General features: G+C 74.5%; 13 protein-coding genes and 1 pseudogene. 11 read left to right on the forward strand and 3 right to left on the reverse strand.

All coding sequences use genetic code 11. The features are described 5' to 3' along the window. Positions 1 to 39: 39 nt before the first annotated feature. Positions 40 to 1,242, reverse strand: coding sequence for an AI-2E family transporter (locus tag QNH85_RS01660; protein ID WP_282944163.1), 1,203 nt, complete (start codon positions 1,240 to 1,242; stop codon positions 40 to 42). Positions 1,243 to 1,392: 150 nt separating this feature from the next. Between QNH85_RS01660 and QNH85_RS01665 the strand changes: the two genes are divergently transcribed. The 3 genes and pseudogenes from QNH85_RS01665 to QNH85_RS01675 all read left to right on the forward strand — a co-directional run bounded on the left by QNH85_RS01665 (position 1,393) and on the right by QNH85_RS01675 (position 3,405). After that, entirely contained in the window at positions 1,393 to 1,557 is a 165-nt protein-coding gene (locus QNH85_RS01665; protein WP_282944164.1) for a hypothetical protein, read from the forward strand. A gap of 58 nt (positions 1,558 to 1,615) precedes the next feature. Then, positions 1,616 to 2,515, forward strand: a pseudogene (locus tag QNH85_RS01670) (LacI family DNA-binding transcriptional regulator); the annotation flags it as partial. Between the two features lie 32 nt (positions 2,516 to 2,547). Then, a complete protein-coding gene (locus tag QNH85_RS01675; protein WP_282944165.1) occupies positions 2,548 to 3,405 on the forward strand; it encodes an endo-1,4-beta-xylanase in 858 nt (285 codons plus the stop codon). A gap of 15 nt (positions 3,406 to 3,420) precedes the next feature. Here the strand turns inward: QNH85_RS01675 and QNH85_RS01680 are convergent, their stop codons facing one another. Then, positions 3,421 to 4,095: an MBL fold metallo-hydrolase gene (locus QNH85_RS01680; RefSeq protein ID WP_282944166.1), complete on the reverse strand. Its 675-nt coding sequence runs from the start codon at positions 4,093 to 4,095 to the stop codon at positions 3,421 to 3,423. Between the two features lie 101 nt (positions 4,096 to 4,196). Here QNH85_RS01680 and QNH85_RS01685 point away from each other — a divergent pair, with 101 nt between their 5' ends. Further along, positions 4,197 to 4,967 (forward strand): ParA family protein, encoded by a 771-nt coding sequence (locus tag QNH85_RS01685; RefSeq protein WP_282944167.1) that lies wholly within the window; start codon positions 4,197 to 4,199, stop codon positions 4,965 to 4,967. 10 nt (positions 4,968 to 4,977) lie between these two features. Here the strand turns inward: QNH85_RS01685 and QNH85_RS01690 are convergent, their stop codons facing one another. Beyond that, a complete protein-coding gene (locus tag QNH85_RS01690) occupies positions 4,978 to 6,060 on the reverse strand; it encodes a LacI family DNA-binding transcriptional regulator (RefSeq protein ID WP_282944168.1) in 1,083 nt (360 codons plus the stop codon). A gap of 187 nt (positions 6,061 to 6,247) precedes the next feature. On the opposite strand from QNH85_RS01690, the gene QNH85_RS01695 reads away from it, so the two are divergent. The 7 genes from QNH85_RS01695 to QNH85_RS01725 are packed head-to-tail and all read left to right on the forward strand — an operon-like array spanning position 6,248 to position 16,660. After that, positions 6,248 to 7,537, forward strand: a complete 1,290-nt coding sequence (locus QNH85_RS01695; protein WP_282944169.1) for an extracellular solute-binding protein — start codon at positions 6,248 to 6,250, stop codon at positions 7,535 to 7,537. Continuing rightward, on the forward strand, positions 7,534 to 8,484 hold the full coding sequence (locus QNH85_RS01700) for a carbohydrate ABC transporter permease (protein ID WP_282944170.1): 951 nt from the start codon (positions 7,534 to 7,536) through the stop codon (positions 8,482 to 8,484). Before QNH85_RS01695 ends, QNH85_RS01700 begins: the two co-directional genes overlap by 4 nt. Next, positions 8,481 to 9,386, forward strand: a complete 906-nt coding sequence (locus QNH85_RS01705; RefSeq protein ID WP_282944171.1) for a carbohydrate ABC transporter permease — start codon at positions 8,481 to 8,483, stop codon at positions 9,384 to 9,386. The genes QNH85_RS01700 and QNH85_RS01705 overlap by 4 nt, the downstream gene beginning before the upstream one ends. Further along, positions 9,386 to 11,629 carry an exo-beta-d-1,3/1,6-glucosidase gene (locus tag QNH85_RS01710; protein ID WP_282944172.1) on the forward strand — a complete coding sequence of 748 codons (2,244 nt, stop codon included), beginning with the start codon at positions 9,386 to 9,388 and terminating at the stop codon, positions 11,627 to 11,629. The genes QNH85_RS01705 and QNH85_RS01710 overlap by 1 nt, the downstream gene beginning before the upstream one ends. Further along, the gene (locus QNH85_RS01715; protein WP_282944173.1) at positions 11,626 to 12,462 is read left to right on the forward strand and encodes a glycosyltransferase; all 837 of its coding nucleotides are present in this window, start codon (positions 11,626 to 11,628) and stop codon (positions 12,460 to 12,462) included. The genes QNH85_RS01710 and QNH85_RS01715 overlap by 4 nt, the downstream gene beginning before the upstream one ends. Beyond that, positions 12,459 to 15,857 carry a GH36-type glycosyl hydrolase domain-containing protein gene (locus QNH85_RS01720; protein ID WP_282944174.1) on the forward strand — a complete coding sequence of 1,133 codons (3,399 nt, stop codon included), beginning with the start codon at positions 12,459 to 12,461 and terminating at the stop codon, positions 15,855 to 15,857. Before QNH85_RS01715 ends, QNH85_RS01720 begins: the two co-directional genes overlap by 4 nt. Next, entirely contained in the window at positions 15,854 to 16,660 is an 807-nt protein-coding gene (locus tag QNH85_RS01725; RefSeq protein WP_282944175.1) for an endonuclease/exonuclease/phosphatase family protein, read from the forward strand. Before QNH85_RS01720 ends, QNH85_RS01725 begins: the two co-directional genes overlap by 4 nt. Positions 16,661 to 16,674: the final 14 nt, after the last annotated feature.

A 16,674-nucleotide genomic window follows, 5' to 3' on the forward strand; every position in this document is an offset into this window, starting at 1 on the left:
TCGTCGGCGGGCGTCCCCATCGTGCCGCACCCCCGCCGGTCAGTGGCCCTCTGCGGTCTCGGGTCTCTTCTGCCGCGCGGGCCGTGCTGGTTCGTGCTCCCCGTTCCACACCTGGACGGCGCCCCAGATCGACGCGGCGATCGGCACCGCCAGCACCGCACCCGTGATGCCGGCCAGCACCGTCCCGACGGTCAGGGCGACGAGGATGACCAGGGGGTGCAGCCGGAGCGAGCGCCCCATGACGATCGGCTGCAGCAGGTCGCCCTCGAGCTGGTTCACCACCACGACGATCGCGACGACGATCAGCGCGTCGACCCAGCCGTTGGCCACCAGGGTGACCAGCGCGGCCAGGATGCCCGCCAGCGTCGCGCCGACCAGCGGGATGAAGGCGAGCAGGAACACCAGGACGGCGAGCGGGATCGCGAGGGGCACGTCCACGATGACGAGGCCGATCCCGATGCCGATCGCGTCGACCGCGGCGACGATCGCCGTCCCGCGGACGTAGCCGCCCAGCGTGCTGACCGTGCGGGACCCGACGCGCTTGCCGCGCGCGTAGCTCTCGCCCTCGAACGGGCGCAGCAGGAACTCCCAGATCTTCGGGCCGTCCTTCAGGAAGAAGAACAGCACGATGATCATGAGGAAGAAGCCGGTGAGGAAGTTCGCCGTGGCCGAGAACCCGGCCGCCGCGCTCGCGCCGAAGCTGCTCGACGTGAGGAAGTCCGTCACGCTCTCCCGGGCGCCGGCGATCTGCTCCTCGTCCACCTGGAACGGCAGCGCGGTGAGCGAGTCCTGCAGCTGCGCGAACCCCTCGACCGCCTGGTCGGCGAGCTCGTCCCACTGGTCGATGACGGCGCGCACCACGAGCGTCAGCACGCCCGCCAGCACGGCGACGATCAGGACGAGCGCCACCCACGTCGCCAGCAGCGAGGGGAACCGGTGCCGCCGCAGCCACGAGACCAGCGGGTGGATCGCGGCGGCCAGCACCAGCGCGATGAGCACCGGGATCACCACGAGGGTCAGGCGCGTGATCGCGAAGGTGAAGATCGCCACCACGGCCAGCAGCGCCAGGATCTGCACCGAGCGGGTGCCGATCCGCCCGAAGCTGTCCGCCCAGAGCGAGCCGCTGGTCCGGGCGCCGGGCCGCGTGCTCGACGCGGTCGTGACCTCCCCCGGCGGGACGGCCCCCGTCCGGGCGGCCGCGCCCGGCAGCCGCTCGCCCGCTCCTCGTCGTGCCCCGCGCATCCCTCGCCCGCCTCCTGCCGCACCGTGCCTGGACTCGGACGCTACGGTCAGGGCGGCACCTCCGCGACCTGGGAGTCCACCTTCGGGTGGACGTGGATCTCCGTCGGAGGGCCGACGACGCGGCACGGTCCCCGGCGGCACAGTGGTGGCATGGCGCACGACACGGCACACCTGCTCCCCGACACCCGGGCACGCGAGCGCGCCGCCCTGCTCGCCCGGCGCCGGCGGGCGCGGACCCGGCTGCCGCTGGACGTGGCGCTGCGCCTCGCGATGGACCCGGCGATGGACCCGCGCAGGGGGCGGGTCCCCCGGTGAGCGCCACGCCGGCCGCGTATCGTTATCGATAACGTTTTCGGCGCGCTACGATCTCGGCATGGGGCAGCGAGTGACCATCTCCGACGTCGCGCGGACCGCCGGCGTCTCCGTCGCGACCGTGTCGAAGGTGCTCAACGGGCGGTACGGCGTCGCGCAGGCCACGTCGTCCCGCGTCATGGAGGTCATCGACGACCTCGGGTACGAGTCGAGCCTCGTCGCCCGCAGCCTCCGCTCGCACCGCACGCACGTCATCGGGATCCTCGTCGCGGAGTTCGAGCCGTTCTCCGCCGAGATCCTCAAGGGTGCGGCGAGCGCGCTGTCCGACACGGGCTACGAGCTGCTCGCCTACACCGGCGGCCTCCAGGGGCGCGGCGCCGGCTGGGAGCGGCGGTACCTCTCCCGGCTCAGCGGCACGCTCATCGACGGCGCGGTCCTGGTGACCCCCACCGTCGTCGAGGCGGACGCCGGCGTCCCCGTGGTCGCGATCGACCCGCACACCGGCCCCACCGGGCTCCCGACCGTCGACTCCGACAACCTCACGGGCGCCGTGCTCGGCACCGAGCACCTGCTCGCGCTCGGCCACCGGCGCATCGGGTTCCTGGGCGGCCGCTCCGACCTGGAGTCGTCGCGGCTGCGCGAGCAGGGGTTCCGGCAGGCGATGGCGGCGGCCGGCGTCCCGGTCGACGAGGCCCTGGTCCGCGCCGGCGACTACCGCAAGGAGTCGACCCGCGAGCCGGCGCGCGAGCTGCTGTCCCGCGCGGACCGGCCGACGGCCGTCTTCGCCGCGAACGACCTCTCGGCCATCGCCACCATCGAGGTCGCCCGCGACCTGGGGCTGTCCGTGCCGGAGGACCTGTCCGTGATCGGCTTCGACGACATCCCGGAGTCCGCCCAGACGGACCCGCCGCTGACGACCGTCCACCAGCCGATCCCGGCGTGGCGGTCAAGGGCCACCCGCTCGCCTGGCACACCCTCGCGCCGGAGTGGCTGGTGGACCTGCCGGAGGACGAGGTCGCGGCGGCGGTGCGCGAGCGGATCACCCGCGACGTCACCGCGTTCCGCGGCGTGGTCGACACCTGGGACGCCATCAACGAGGTCGTCATCATGCCGGTGTTCGACAAGGAGCCGAACGGCCTGACCCGGCTCGCCGCGCGGGACGGCCGGGTGCCGACGGTGCGGCTCGCGTTCGACGCCGCGCGCGCCGCGAACCCCGGCGCCACGCTGCTGCTCAACGACTTCGACCTGTCCCCCGCCTACGAGCGGCTGATCGAGGACTGCCTGGCCGACGGGATCCGGATCGACGCCATCGGCCTGCAGACCCACATGCACCAGGGCTACCGCGGCGAGGAGTGGACGCGGGCGGTGCTCGACCGGTTCGCGCGGTTCGGCCTGCCCCTGCACCTGACCGAGACGACGCTCGTCTCCGGCGACCTCATGCCGCCCGAGATCGAGGACCTCAACGACTTCCAGGTCCCGTCCTGGCCGTCGACGCCCGACGGCGAGGCGCGCCAGGCCGACGAGGTCGAGCGGCACTACCGGACCCTGTTCGGGCACCCGGCGGTGCGGTCCGCGACCTACTGGGGCCTGTCCGACGCGGGCGCGTGGCTCGGCGCGCCGTGCGGTCTGGTCCGCGCGGACGGCACGCCCAAGCCGGCGTACGACGCGCTGCGGGCGCTGGTGCGGGACGAGTGGTGGCTGGCGCCGGCGACGGTCCGCACGGACGAGTCGGGCCGGTTCGCGATCGACGCGTTCCGCGGCGACTACCGCGTGACGACCCCCGCCGGCGCGGCCGCGCTGACGCTGGGGGCCGACACCCCGGCGAGCACGACCGCGCCCGTCGCCGCCTGACCTGCCCGCCCGGGTTCAGCGTGCCGGGGCCTCCCACCGGTACGGCTCCCCGGGGACGAGGCGGCGGTACTCCCCCGCGCCGCCGAGGCCCCCGACCATCCGGTCGGACAGCGCCCGCCCGCGGTCGCTGAGGATCGCGTCGTGGATCGGCACCGCGACCCGGGGCCGCACGGCGCGCACGTAGTCGATGGCCTCCGCGAGCTTCATCCACGGCCCGGCGACGGGGACGAGCAGCAGGTCGACCTCCACGCCGGCGGGCGGCGGCGTGAACGAGTCGCCGGGGTGCACGACGGCGCCGTCGACCACGTAGGCGACGTTCGCGGCGGTCGGCACGTCCGGGTGCACCACGGCGTGCCGCTCGCCGAACACGCGGACGTCGAACCCCGCCGCGGTGAAGGCGTCCCCGGCGGCCACGGCGTGCACCCGGTCGGCGGGGGCGCCGGCCTCGACGAGCTGGGCGACGACCGGCGCCGGCGCCCGGACCTCCAGGAGCGGGCGGGCCCGCAGCGCCGCGACGAGGCTCGGCGGGTCCACGTGGTCGACGTGCTCGTGCGTGACCAGGACCGCGTCGGCGTCGTCGAGCACGGCGAGGTCCCCGAAGGCCCCCGGGTCGACGACGAGGCGCCGCCCGTCGCGCTCGAGGCGGATGCAGGCGTGGCCCCAGCTGGTGATCGTGATCGCGTCGGTCATGGGCGTCAGCATCGCCCCAGGTGGGCGCGCACGTCGACCGGGGGCAGGGCCGCGGGCGGGTGCGATTCCGCGAACCGCCGGGGTGCGGCTACCGTGTCCGCGTGCTGGTGCTGGGAGTGTGCTCGCTCAAGGGCGGCGTGGGGAAGACCTCGGTGACCCTCGGGCTCGCCTCGGCGGCGCTGGAGCGCGGGCTCCGCACGCTGGTCGTGGACCTCGACCCGCAGGGCGACAGCACGCTGGCGCTGGCCACCGGGCCCGCCGCCGGTGACGTGGCCTCCCTGCTCGACTCCCCCACCGCGGAGAGCCTCGCCGCCGCGACCGCGCCCAGCGCGTGGGCGGAGGCCGGCCTGGACGTGCTGGTCGGCTCGGCCGCCTCCTCGCGGCACGACGCGTACGACGGGGCGGTCGCCGACGTCGACCGCTTGCGGTTCGCCCTCGCGTGGGTGCACGACTACGACCTCGTGCTGGTCGACTGCCCGCCGTCGCTCGGCGGCCTCACCCGCACCGGCCTGACCGCCTGCGACCGGGCCGTCGTCGTGACCGAGCCGGGGCTGTTCTCCGTGACGGCCGTCGGCCGGGCGATGCGGACGATCGACGAGCTGCGCCGCGGGCCGGCCGGTCAGCTGCAGCCGCTCGGCGTCGTGGTGAACCGGGTGAAGGCCCGGTCGATCGAGCAGGCGTTCCGGCTCGAGGAGCTGCGCGGCCTCTACGGGCCGCTCGTCCTCACCCCGTTCGTGCCGGAGCGCGCGGCGCTGCAGCAGGCCCAGGGCGCGGCGCAGCCGGTGCACGCCTGGCCGGGCGCCGGTGCCCGGGAGCTGGCCGGCGTGTTCGAGGAGCTGCTGGACCGGGCGCTGCGCGCGCCGCGGACCTGACGGGACCCGGCTAGGCCCCGACCGGGTCGTCGCAGCCGCAGCTCCCGCGCGTGACGAGCCGCGTGGGCAGCGTCCGGAACACCGTCGCGCCCTCGGGGTCCGACAGCCGGTCCGCCAGCAGCCGCACCGCGATGCGGCCCATGTGCTCGAAGGGCTGGCGCACCGTGGCCAGCGTGGGCGTCGAGAGCCGGCCGGCGAGGATGCCGTCGAACCCGGTCACGCGGACCCGGCCGGGGACGTCGACGCCGTGCTCGGCGAGCAGGTCGAGGGCGACGAGGGCCACCTGGTCGCTCTGGCAGACGAGCGCCCCGGGCAGGCGGTCGGCGAGGGCGAGGTCCCGCAGCGCGGTGGCCCACTCCGTGGTCTCCAGCCCCTCGCGGCCGGGCGGGCTCGCGGGGCGGTCCGGCAGCAGCGCGTCGACGGCGTGCCGGAACCCCGCGAGCCGCTCCGCGAAGTCGTACATGGACCCCTCGCCGACGAACGCCAGGTCCCGCACCCCGTGGGCCTGCACGAGGTGCTCGACGATCTGCGTCACGCCCTCGCGGTTGTCGACGGAGACGTGGCTGAACGACGCGTCCGTCCCGGGCGTGTTGAACGCGACCAGCGGGATCGACTGCGCGATGGCGTGCACCGCGTCGAGGCTGTGGGTGCCGGGGAAGATCGCGAGCCCGTCGACCCGGCCGGCGATGTCGTACACGGCCGAGCCGCTGGGGGCGCCCGAGGCCAGGAGCAGCGCCCGGCCGGTCTCGCGGCACTCCAGGGCGAAGCCGCGCTCGACCTCGTCGACGTAGAGCGGGAAGACGCGGGGGTCGCCCTCGCTCACCTCGGACGCGTCGGCGGGCACCGCCGTGGTGCGCGGGTCGGCGTCGGCGAGCATGAGGTCGAACGCGTACAGCCCGAAGGCGCCCGTGCTCCCCCGCGCCAGGCCCCGGGCGCTCCCGGACGGCACGTAGCCGAGCTCGCGGGCGGCCTCCATGACCGCCTCGCGGGTCGCCGCCCGCACGCGCCCGGGCTGCCGGAAGGCGAACGACACGGTGGTGATGGACACCCCGGCGCGCTCGGCGACGTCGTACACGGTGGGGCGGCGTGCCACGCGAGGCTCCTCGACGACGAGTGGCTCCCACGCGGCGGTGCACGTGGCGAAGACCGGGTTGACACCGGGAGTCTACACGCTTAGATTCCCCGTGTTGTAAAGCGCATTACAAGCAATCTCCGAACCGATCGTGCAGGTGAGGGCGCCGACGGTCGGACTGGCGAAGACATCGTTCAAGGAGGAACACATGACTCGTCGTACGTTCCGGCGCGCCTTTGCGGCCGTCGCCGTGTCGACCCTGGCGCTCGCGCCGCTCGCCGCGTGCGGGCGTTCGGACGACGGCGGTGGTGCCGGTCAGGCCGGCGCCGGCACCGTCGCCGACGAAGCCACGGGCGAGATCGAGATCTGGGCGGCCGCCGGCAACGGCGACGCGCTCACCACGCTGGGCGAGCAGTTCACCCAGGACAACCCCGACGTCACGATCAAGGTCACGGAGATCCCGTGGGGCGAGATCATCACGATGAACCAGACGGCCGTCGCCTCCGGCACGGGGCCCGACATCGTCATGACCGGCGCCGACCAGACGGCCTCGGTCATCGCCATGGGCGGGCTCGCGCCCGTCCCGGACGACGTGTTCGACGCCGACGAGTTCTACCCCGCGGCGGTCGCGTCGGTGGAGGGCGAGGACGGCCGGTACGCGGTGCCCTGGTACGTCGAGACGCGGTTCCTGTTCTACCGGGCCGACCTCGCGGCCGAGCTCGGGTTCGACGCCCCGACGACGTGGGAGGAGCTCGAGGAGCTGAGCGCGGCGTTCGCGGCGCGCGAGGGCGACGCGTACGGGCTCGGTCTGCCCCGGCCGATCGAGAACCCGGCGCAGGTGATCATCCCGTTCCTGTCCCAGGCCGGCGGCGAGGTCACCGACGGTGAGAAGTGGACCTTCGACACCCCGGAGTTCGTCGAGGCGCTCGACTTCTACCAGGGCTTCTTCTCGCGCGGCGAGGCGCCGCTGTCCGAGTCCGAGGCGACGTTCGAGAACGGCGCCCAGCCCCTGCTGATCTCGGGCCCGTGGATGGTCGGCACCTACCAGGAGCTCATCGACACCGGCGCCGCGCCCGAGGGCTTCACCGAGGAGTCGGTGGCGTACGTGCCGCTGCCCTCCGGCCCCGCCAACAACGACTCGTACATCGGCGGCGGCAACCTCGGCGTGTTCTCCTCGTCGGACAACCAGGAGTCCTCGTGGCTCTTCCTGCAGTGGCTCCTCGAGGACGAGCAGCAGAAGGCGCTGTTCGACATCGCGGGCTCGTTCCCGTCGCGCGTCGAGTCGGCCGAGTACCAGCCGATCCTGGACAGCCCGGTGATGTCGCTGCTCAAGGAGCAGATGCCGCACACGGTCGAGACCCCGAGCTACCCGTCGTGGTCGCAGATCGCCGAGCAGATCGGCATCTACAGCGAGCGGGTCGCGCACGGCGAGCTGACCTCCGAGGAGGCGGCGAAGGCGATCCAGGCCGAGGCCGACCAGATCGGCTTCGGCTGGTGACCAGCACCACCACCGAGCGGCGCACGCCGCCCGCGACGCCGCGGCGGTCGGGGAAGCCCGTCTCCCTGACCGCCCGGCGCCGCCGGACCGCCCTGGTCGCCTGGCTGTTCGCCGCGCCGTTCGTGCTGTCGTTCGGCGTGTTCGGGCTCGTCCCGCTGGTGAGCTCGTTCGGGATGGCCTTCACCGACCTGCGGGTCAACGACATCCGGAACCCGTTCGCGGTCGACTTCATCGGCTTCGGCAACTTCGCGACGGTGCTGAGCGACACGACGTTCCTGCGGGCCCTGCGCAACACCCTGGGCTTCGTCGTCGTCGGCGTGCCGCTGTCGCTGTTCTCGGCGCTGGTGCTCGCGGTCATGCTCAACGCGCTCGGCCGCCGGGCCGCCACGTTCTTCCGGGTCGGCTTCTACACGCCGGTCGTCACCACGATCGTCGCCGTCGCGGTGGTCTGGCGGATCATGTACCAGCCGAACGGCCTGATCAACTCGCTGCTCGCGGACATCGGCGTCGACGGCCCGAACTGGCTCGGCGACACCCGCACCGCCCTGCCCGCGCTGACCCTCATGGCCGTGTGGCGCAGCATCGGGTCGAGCATGGTCATCTTCCTCGCGGGGCTGCAGGCCATCCCCTCCGAGGTCAAGGAGGCCGCGATGGTCGACGGCGCCTCGACGGTCCAGCGGTTCTTCCGCATCACCATCCCGATGATGATGCCGACGATCCTGCTCAACGCGATCCTCACGACCACCGGGTTCATGCAGTTCTTCGACGAGCCGTTCGTGATGACCAACGGCGGTCCGCTGCAGTCCACGACGTCGATCGCCCTCTACGTGTTCAACCAGTTCCAGTGGGGCAGCTACTCGGTCGGCGCGGCCGGCGCGTACGTGCTCTTCGCGATCATCAGCATCTTCGCCATCATCCAGTTCCGGTTCTTCCGGCAGAGGACATGACCATGACCACCTCGACCCCTCTGGCGCCGGCCACCACCGCCGTGCCGATCGCGCCCGTCGTCCGCCGCCGCCGCAAGCGCCTGACGCCCGGACGGATCGCCCTCGTCGTCGTCCTGTCCGTCGGCCTCGCCGGCACGCTGCTGCCGTTCGCCTGGATGCTGCTCGGCGCGTTCAAGACCAACGCCGAGATCATGCGGCGGCCCATCACGTGGTGGCCGCAGGCGCCCACGCTCGACAACTTCCGCGCGTGGTTCTTCGAGTTCGACATGACGCGGTACTTCCTCAACTCGGTGTTCCTGGCCGTCGTCGCGGTCGCCACCACGCTGCTGTTCTGCTCGATGGTCGGCTGGGCCCTGGCGAAGCTGGAGTTCCCCGGCAAGAAGGTGCTCATCACGGTCGTCCTCGGGACGATGTTCGTGCCGGGCATCGTCACGCTCATCCCGCAGTTCGTGCTGGTCGCGAACCTCAACATGGTCGGCACCTACTGGGGCATGATCCTGCCCGGCATGGTCGGCGCGTTCGGCGTCTTCCTCATGCGGCAGTTCATGCTGGAGATCCCGGACTCCCTGCTCGACGCGGCGCGCATCGACGGCGCCGGCGAGTTCCGGATCTTCGCCCGCATCGTCCTGCCGCTGTGCCGGGCGCCCCTGGCGACGCTGGCGATCTTCACCTTCATGGGCTCGTGGAACGGGTTCCTGTGGCCGCTGATCGTCTCCCAGCGCGACTCGCTCTACACCCTGCCCGTCGCGCTGGCGCTCTACACCAGCCCCACGGGCGACAAGGGCGCCGAGTTCGGGCTCCAGATGGCCGGCTCCGTCCTGATCATCGTGCCCGTGCTCGTGGTGTTCATCGCCATGCAGAAGCACTTCGTGCAGGGCATCGCGATGACGGGGATCAAGTGATGACGGACTACCTCGACGCGACGCTGCCCGTCGCCGACCGGGTCGCCGACCTCCTGGGGCGCATGACGCTCGAGGAGAAGGTCGGCCAGATGATGCAGCTGTCCGCGCCGGACGGGCTGGCCGAGCAGGTGCTGGAGAAGCACGTCGGCTCGATCCTGCACGCCTCGCCCGAGCTGGTCCTCGAGGCGCACGACCTGACCGACCGCACCCGGCTCCGGATCCCGCTGCTCGTCGGCGAGGACGCCATCCACGGCCACTCGTTCTGCGACGGCGCCACGATCTTCCCGACCCAGCTCGCGATGGCGGCCTCCTGGTCGCCGGAGCTCGTCGAGCGGATGGCCCGCGCCACCGCCGTCGAGGCCGCGGCGACCGGCCTGCACTGGACCTTCTCCCCCGTGCTCTGCGTCGCCCGCGACCTGCGCTGGGGCCGCGTGGGCGAGACCTTCGGCGAGGACCCGTTCCTCATCGGCGAGCTCGCCAGCGCGGCGGTCCGCGGGTACCAGGGCCAGGGCCTCGCCGACCCGACGGCGGTGCTCGCGACCGCGAAGCACTTCGCCGGGTACTCCGAGACCCAGGGCGGGCGGGACGCCTCCGAGGCGGACCTGTCCCCCCGCAAGCTGCGCTCCTGGTTCCTGCCGCCGTTCGAGCGGGTCGCGCGCGAGGGCTGCGGCACCTTCATGCTCGGCTACCAGACCATCGACGGCGTCCCCATCACGGTCAACGACTGGATCCTCACCGACGTGCTCCGCGGGGAGTGGGGCTACGAGGGCATGCTCGTCACGGACTGGGACAACGTCGGGCGCATGGTCTGGGAGCAGCACCTGCAGCCGGACTACGTCGCCGCGTCCGCCGCGGCGGTCAAGGCCGGCAACGACATGATCATGACGACCGCGCGGTTCTTCGAGGGAGCGCTCGAGGCGGTGGCCCGCGGGCTCGTCGCCGAGGCCGACCTGGACGTCGCGGTCGCCCGCATCCTCACGCTCAAGTTCGAGCTGGGGCTGTTCGAGGACCGCCGGCGCCCCGACCTCGCCTCCATGGCCTCGGTCGTCGGCTCGCACCAGGACCTCAACCTCGAGATCGCCCGGCGCTCCCTCGTCCTGCTCCGCAACGAGGGCGTCCTGCCGCTGGCCACCGACCGGCCGGCGACCGTCGCGGTGGTCGGCCCCCTCGCCGACGACCCCCAGAACCAGCTGGGCGACTGGGCCGGGTCCTCCGGGCAGGTCGCCGCCATGGCGCACGGGCAGCCGCGGGAGATGATCACGACCGCGCTCGACGGCATCCGCGCGGCGGTCCCGGCCGGCTGGACCGTCACGCACGCGCGGGGCGCCTCGATCGTCACGCACGAGGAGGACCCCGAGGGCCCGTTCTTCCCCGACGGGCAGCCGCGCCCGCACGTCGCGGTCCCCGCCCCCGTCGACGCCACCGAGCTGGAGGCGGCCGTCGCCGCCGCGCAGGCCGCGGACGTCGTGGTCGCGGTGGTCGGCGACCAGATCGAGCTCGTGGGCGAGGGCCGGTCGACGGCGACCCTGGAGCTGCTCGGCGGGCAGGTCGCCCTGCTCGACGCCCTCGCGGCGACGGGCAAGCCGCTCGTCGTGGTGCTCCAGGCGTCGAAGCCCCTGGTGCTGCCGCCCTCGGCGATGACCGCCGACGCGATCGTGTGGGCCGCTAACCCGGGGATGACCGGCGGCCGCGCGCTGGCGGAGCTGCTGCTCGGGCTGATCGAGCCGAGCGGCCGCCTGCCGATCTCGTTCGCCCGGCACGCCGGGCAGCAGCCGACCTACTACAACCAGGTGCGCGGGCAGCACGGCGTGCGCTACGCCGACCTCACCCAGGAGCCCGCCTTCGTGTTCGGGCAGGGCCTGTCCTACACGACGGTCGAGTACGCGGACCTGGTCGTCGAGACGCCCGTCGTGACCGAGGCGGACACGGTCCGGGCCCAGGTCACGCTGGCGAACACCGGGCGGCGTCCCGCCCTCGAGACGGTGCAGGTCTACATCAGCGACCTCATCACCTCGGCGTCGTGGGCCGACCGCGAGCTCAAGGCCTTCACGCAGGTCGAGCTGGCGCCGGGCGAGCGGACCCGCGTCGACCTGCACCTCCCGGTGAGCGCCTGCACGATCGTCGACGCCGCCGGCCGGCGCGTCGTCGAGCCGGGCGACGTCGACCTGCTGGTCGGGCCCAGCAGCCGCCCGCAGGACCTGCTGCGCGCCGGGTTCCGGGTCGTGCCGGGCGGGGACTCGTGACCGCCTCCCCCGTCGGGGCCGGCGCCGTCGAGGCCGGCCGCGTCGAGCCGGGCCCCGTCGACCCGACGACCTTCCCGGCCCGGCCGCGCGGCTGGGCCGAGGAGCTGGGCGGCCCCCGCCCGGGCGACGAGGTGGGTGACGGCCCGTTCGGCCGCGCGGTGACCGCCTTCGTCTGGGGCACGGGCCTGACCGCGCTGCTGACGGTGGCGAACCTGCCGCTGGTCCTGCTCGCGCTCCTGCTCCGCCCGGACCCGTCGCTCGCCTGGCTGGTCGTCCTCGCCGCGGTCCCGGCGGGTCCGGCACTGTCGGCCGGGCTGTACGCCGCGCGGGAGCACTACGTGGACCCGGACGTCCCCGTCGCGCGGGCGTTCCTGCGCGGGTACCGCCTCGGCTGGCGGGACGCAGCGGCCGTCTCGGTGCCGGTCTGCGTCCTGGTCGGCGTCGTCGCCCTCGTCGCGGCGGCCGGCCGCGGCGCCGGCGTCCCGCCCGTCGCCGCGGGCCTCGCCCCCGGGGCCGGCGTCCTGCTCGTGGTCCTCGCGCTGCACGCCCTGGCGCTGCGGACGTTCTTCCACCTCTCCCTGGCCGACGCCGTGCAGGCGGCCGCGTTCTACGTGGTCGCGCGGTGGCGCACGTCGCTGGGGACGCTCGTGCTCGTCGTCGGCGCGGTCGCGGTCGCGACCGCCACGTCGGACCTCCTGCTCGCCCTCCTCGCCGGCGTGTGGGTGTGGCTCTGGTACCGGACCGCCGCCCCGATGCTGCGCGACGCCGCCGGCCGCTTCCTCGCGGACCGCCCCGCCACCCTCGCCCGCCCGACCCCTGGGACCCCACCATGACTGACCTCTCGACGCGCATCCACCCCGACCGCACGGACCGCACGCACCTCGTCGACGCCGGCGGCGGCCTCACCGTCCGGCTCACCGCGGCGGGCGACGTCGCGGAGGTGGGCGCCCCCGGCGGCCACCTCGTCAACCAGTACCGGATCGGCGACCACGACGCCGGGATCGCGGGGCTCTTCCTGCGCCGCACGGCCGCGGACGGCACCGTCGACCACGTCCCGCTGACCGGCGGCAGGTCGGGCACCACCTGGCAGGCCGGTGACGGGGTCGTCCGCTGGACCGGTTCCGGGCTGGGCGCCGATTGGACGGTGCACCTCGTCCTCGACCCGTCCCGCCCGGCGCTGGTCTGGCGGGTGGAGCTCTCCGCCGCCGGCGCCGCGGCCCCCGGAACCCGGTGGGACGTCGCCGCCGTCCAGGACCTGTCGCTCGCCCCCGCGCAGGCCGCGTCGTCCTCCGAGCCCTACGTCTCGCAGTACGTCGCGCACCGGCTCGCGGAGTCGGCCCGGCTCGGCACGGTCGTGCTGTCCCGGCAGACCATGGCGTCGGCCCCGGTGCTCCCGCTCTTCGCCTACGCCGTCGCCGAGGGCGCCGTGGGCGCGGGGACGGACGGGTTCGACCTCTACGCCCCGCCGGCCCGCGCCGGCCGCACCCCGGCCTTCCTCACGGGCGCGCCCTGGCCCGGCCGCGTGCGCCAGCACGAGATGGCGATGGCCGGGCTGCTGTCGCGGCCGACCACCCTGGCGGAGCCGGCGGTCCTGCACGTCGCCGGCCGGTACTGGGCCGACCGCCGCGGCGCCCTGCTGGACGTGCTCCCGGACGTCGAGGAGGACGTGGCGCGCCTGGTCGCCCTGGCGGACGCGACCGCCGCAGCGGTGACCGCCGCCCCCCACGCCGGCCCCGCCACGAGCTCCGTGCACGAGCGCTCCCTCCTGGCCACGGCGCCGCTGCTGGGCGGCCGCCCGCTGAGCGACGACGACCTGCTGCGGCTCGGGGCCGGGGCGCGGTACGTCGAGCGCGACGAGTCCGGCCGGGTCCTGTCCTTCTTCACCGACGACGGCATCCACGTGGTCCGCGGCGAGAAGGACCTGGAGCTCGTGCGCCCCCACGGCCACGTCCTGCTCGCGGGCGACTCGCTCACCCCGGACCGGCCCGTCCTGTCGACGACGGTCTTCGCGCACGGCGTGTTCGGGTCGCACACCGTGCTGGGCAACACGACGTTCGACACCCTCACGACGGTGCACCGCAACCACCTCAACCTGCTGCGGTCCAACGGCGTCCGCGTCCTGGTCCGCACCGACGGGGACTGGGCGATGCTGGGCGCGCCCTCCGCGTTCGTCCTCGACGTCGGCGAGGCCCGGTGGATCTACGTGCTCGACGGGCAGCGCGTCGAGGTGCGCACCGTCGCCGACGCGTCCCGCGACGGGCTGCTGCTCGACATCACGGCGACCGCGCCCGTCGACCTCCTGGTGACCACCGCCGTCGAGCTCGGCGGCGGCAGCTGGGAGGCCCGCGACCGGGACGGCGTCGTGGTCCTGGCGGCCGACCCGTCCAGCCCCACCGGCCGGCACCACCCCGACCTCGCCTACGTCCTCGCCGCCACGCCCGGCGCGCGGGTCGACGGCGACGCCCCGCTCTTCGCGGACGGCGCGGCGCGCGGAACCTCGGTCGTCACGGTCCGGGCGACCGCGACCACCGCGCTGCGGGTCGCCACCACGGCGGACCGCGCCGGGGGCGCCTCCGCGGACCTCGCGCGCGAGCTCGTCGCCGCCGGGCTCGACGCGGCCCGCGAGGCGGCCGGGCACCGCGCCACGCTCGCGCGGCTCACGCGCGGGCTGGACGTCGCCGCGGGCTCCCGCCTCGCGGAGCTCGAGACCCTGCTGCCCTGGTGGGCCAACGACGCCCGCGTCCACTGGCTCGTCCCGCACGGCCTCGAGCAGTACCAGGGCGCGGCGTGGGGGACGCGCGACGTGTGCCAGGGACCGTTCGAGCTGCTGCTGGCCGCGGGCCTGCTCGACGCCTGCCGCGACATCGTCCTGCGCGTGCTGGCCGCGCAGGCCGTCGACGGCACGTTCCCGCAGTGGTTCATGTTCGACGCGTACGCCGAGATCCTGCAGCCCGAGGCGCACGGCGACGTCATCCACTGGCCGCTGTTCGCGCTCGGCCAGTACCTGCGCGCCTCGGGCGACGTCGCGGTCCTCGACGCGGTCGTGCCGTTCCGCACGGGCGAGCCCGCGACGGTGGCCGAGCACCTGGACGCCCTGGTCGCGCGCATCGAGACCGACCGCGTCCCTGGCACGGCGCTGCCGGCCTACGGCGAGGGCGACTGGGACGACACGCTGCAGCCGGCCCGCTCCGACATGCGGGAGTCCATGGCGTCGACGTGGACGACCGCGCTCGCCGCGCAGGCCCTCGGCCTCGCCGCGGAGCAGCTGCGCCCCGTGCCGGAGGCCGCCGCGCTCGTGGCGCGCATGGTGTCGGCCGCCGCCGCGATCACCGCCGACCTCCGCCGGCTCATGCTCCCGGACGGCGTGGCGGCGGGCTTCGTGACGGTCACCGACGGCGTCGCGACCCCGGTGATCCACCCCGCCGACACGGCGACGGGGCTGACCTACCGGCTGATCCCCATGACGCAGCTCGTGCTCGCCGGGATCCTCGACCAGGACGAGGCGGACCGCCACGAGGCGATCGTCCGGGAGCACCTCCTGTTCCCGGACGGCGTGCGCCTCACCGACCGGCCGACGCGGTTCGCGGACGGCGAGACCGAGTCGTTCCGCCGCGCCGAGCAGGCGGCGTTCTTCGGCCGCGAGGTCGGCCTGATGTACGCCCACGCCCACATCCGCTGGGCCGAGGCGCTGTCCGCCCTCGGCCGCGCCGACGTCGGCGACGAGCTGCTGCGGCTGTCCCCCATCACCATGGGCACGCGCGTCCCGAGCGTGATGCGCCGCCAGCGCACCTGCTACACGTCGTCCTCGGACGCCGCCTTCCCGGACCGCTACACCGCCGCCCGCGACTTCGAGCTGCTCCGCACGGGCCAGGTCCCGACGGCCGACGGGTGGCGCGTCTACTCCTCGGGTCCCGGGATCTACCTGCGCCAGGTCGTGCACGGGCTGCTCGGCCTGGAGGAGCGCCACGACACCCTCGTCGTCGGTCCCACGCTCGCGCCCGAGGACGACGGCCTCGAGGTCGCGCTCGTGCTCGGCGGTGCCAGGCGCTCCGTGCGGTACCGCGTCGACCCGGCCGCGACGGGCGTCGAGGTCCGGGTGGACGGCGAGCTCGCCCCGACGACGCCGGTCCCGCACCCCTACCGGTGGGCGAGCGCCGCGCTCGACCTGGCCCTGCTCGACGGCGCCCAGACCCTGGAGGTCCGGACGCCCGCGGGGTCCGCGCGGTGAGCGCGCCGCCGCTCCGGGTGGGCTCGTACAACCTCTGGGTCGCGCACTGGCCCGCGACCGCGACGTACGACCGGTCGGCGCTGGTGCGGGCCGCGCTCGACCACGTCGACGTGCTGGGCACGCAGGAGGGCACCCGCGCGCACCTCGACGTCCTGACGGCGGGCACCGGGTTCGCCGCCCTCGGGCGGTCGCGCGACGGCGGGACGACCGGGGAGCACTCCGCGATCCTGTACCGCACCGCGCGCCTGGCCGTCGTGGACTCCGGCGACTTCTGGTTCTCGCCGACGCCCGACGAGCCGAGCGTCGGCTGGGACGCGCCCGGGTACCGCCGGCTGTGCACGTGGGCCCGGTTCCTGGACCTCGACACCGGTGCGACGTTCGTGGTGCTCAACGCGCACCTCGACCACGAGGGCACGCGGGCGCGGCTCGAGTCGGCCCGGCTGCTGCTCGCCCGGATCCGCACGGTCGCGGGCACCGGTCGCGTGGTCGTCACCGGCGACCTCAACGCCGAGCCCGGCTCGGAGCCGCTGCGGGCGCTGCTCGGCGGCGGGCTCGTCGACGCGCGCGCCGTGAGCGTCACGCCGCCGTCCGGCCCGGAGACGACGTTCACGCCGCTGGCCGACCCCGACCGTCCCGTCCCCGGCGCGCGACGGCGGATCGACTACGTGCTCGTCAGCCCCGACGTGGTGGTGGACGGTTACGCGGTGCTCGACGCGCGGCCCGGCGGCCACTTCCCGTCGGACCACGACCCGGTCGTCGCGACGCTCCGCCTGAGCGGCGGCGCGGCACACGGGTCCCCCTGACGCCCGCCGCACGG

It is taken from the genome of Cellulomonas endometrii (assembly GCF_949769265.1).
Lineage (GTDB): Bacteria > Actinomycetota > Actinomycetes > Actinomycetales > Cellulomonadaceae > Cellulomonas > Cellulomonas endometrii.

Excerpts from the sequence above, each read along its gene's own strand:
- QNH85_RS01705 (WP_282944171.1), top strand. The coding sequence starts at position 8,481 with ATGACCATGACCACCTCGACCCCTCTGGCGCCGGCCACCACCGCCGTG.
- QNH85_RS01660 (WP_282944163.1), bottom strand. The coding sequence starts at position 1,242 with ATGCGCGGGGCACGACGAGGAGCGGGCGAGCGGCTGCCGGGCGCGGCC.
- QNH85_RS01695 (WP_282944169.1), top strand. The coding sequence starts at position 6,248 with ATGACTCGTCGTACGTTCCGGCGCGCCTTTGCGGCCGTCGCCGTGTCG.
- QNH85_RS01665 (WP_282944164.1), top strand. The coding sequence starts at position 1,393 with ATGGCGCACGACACGGCACACCTGCTCCCCGACACCCGGGCACGCGAG.
- QNH85_RS01710 (WP_282944172.1), top strand. The coding sequence starts at position 9,386 with ATGACGGACTACCTCGACGCGACGCTGCCCGTCGCCGACCGGGTCGCC.
- QNH85_RS01680 (WP_282944166.1), bottom strand. The coding sequence starts at position 4,095 with ATGACCGACGCGATCACGATCACCAGCTGGGGCCACGCCTGCATCCGC.
- QNH85_RS01720 (WP_282944174.1), top strand. The coding sequence starts at position 12,459 with ATGACTGACCTCTCGACGCGCATCCACCCCGACCGCACGGACCGCACG.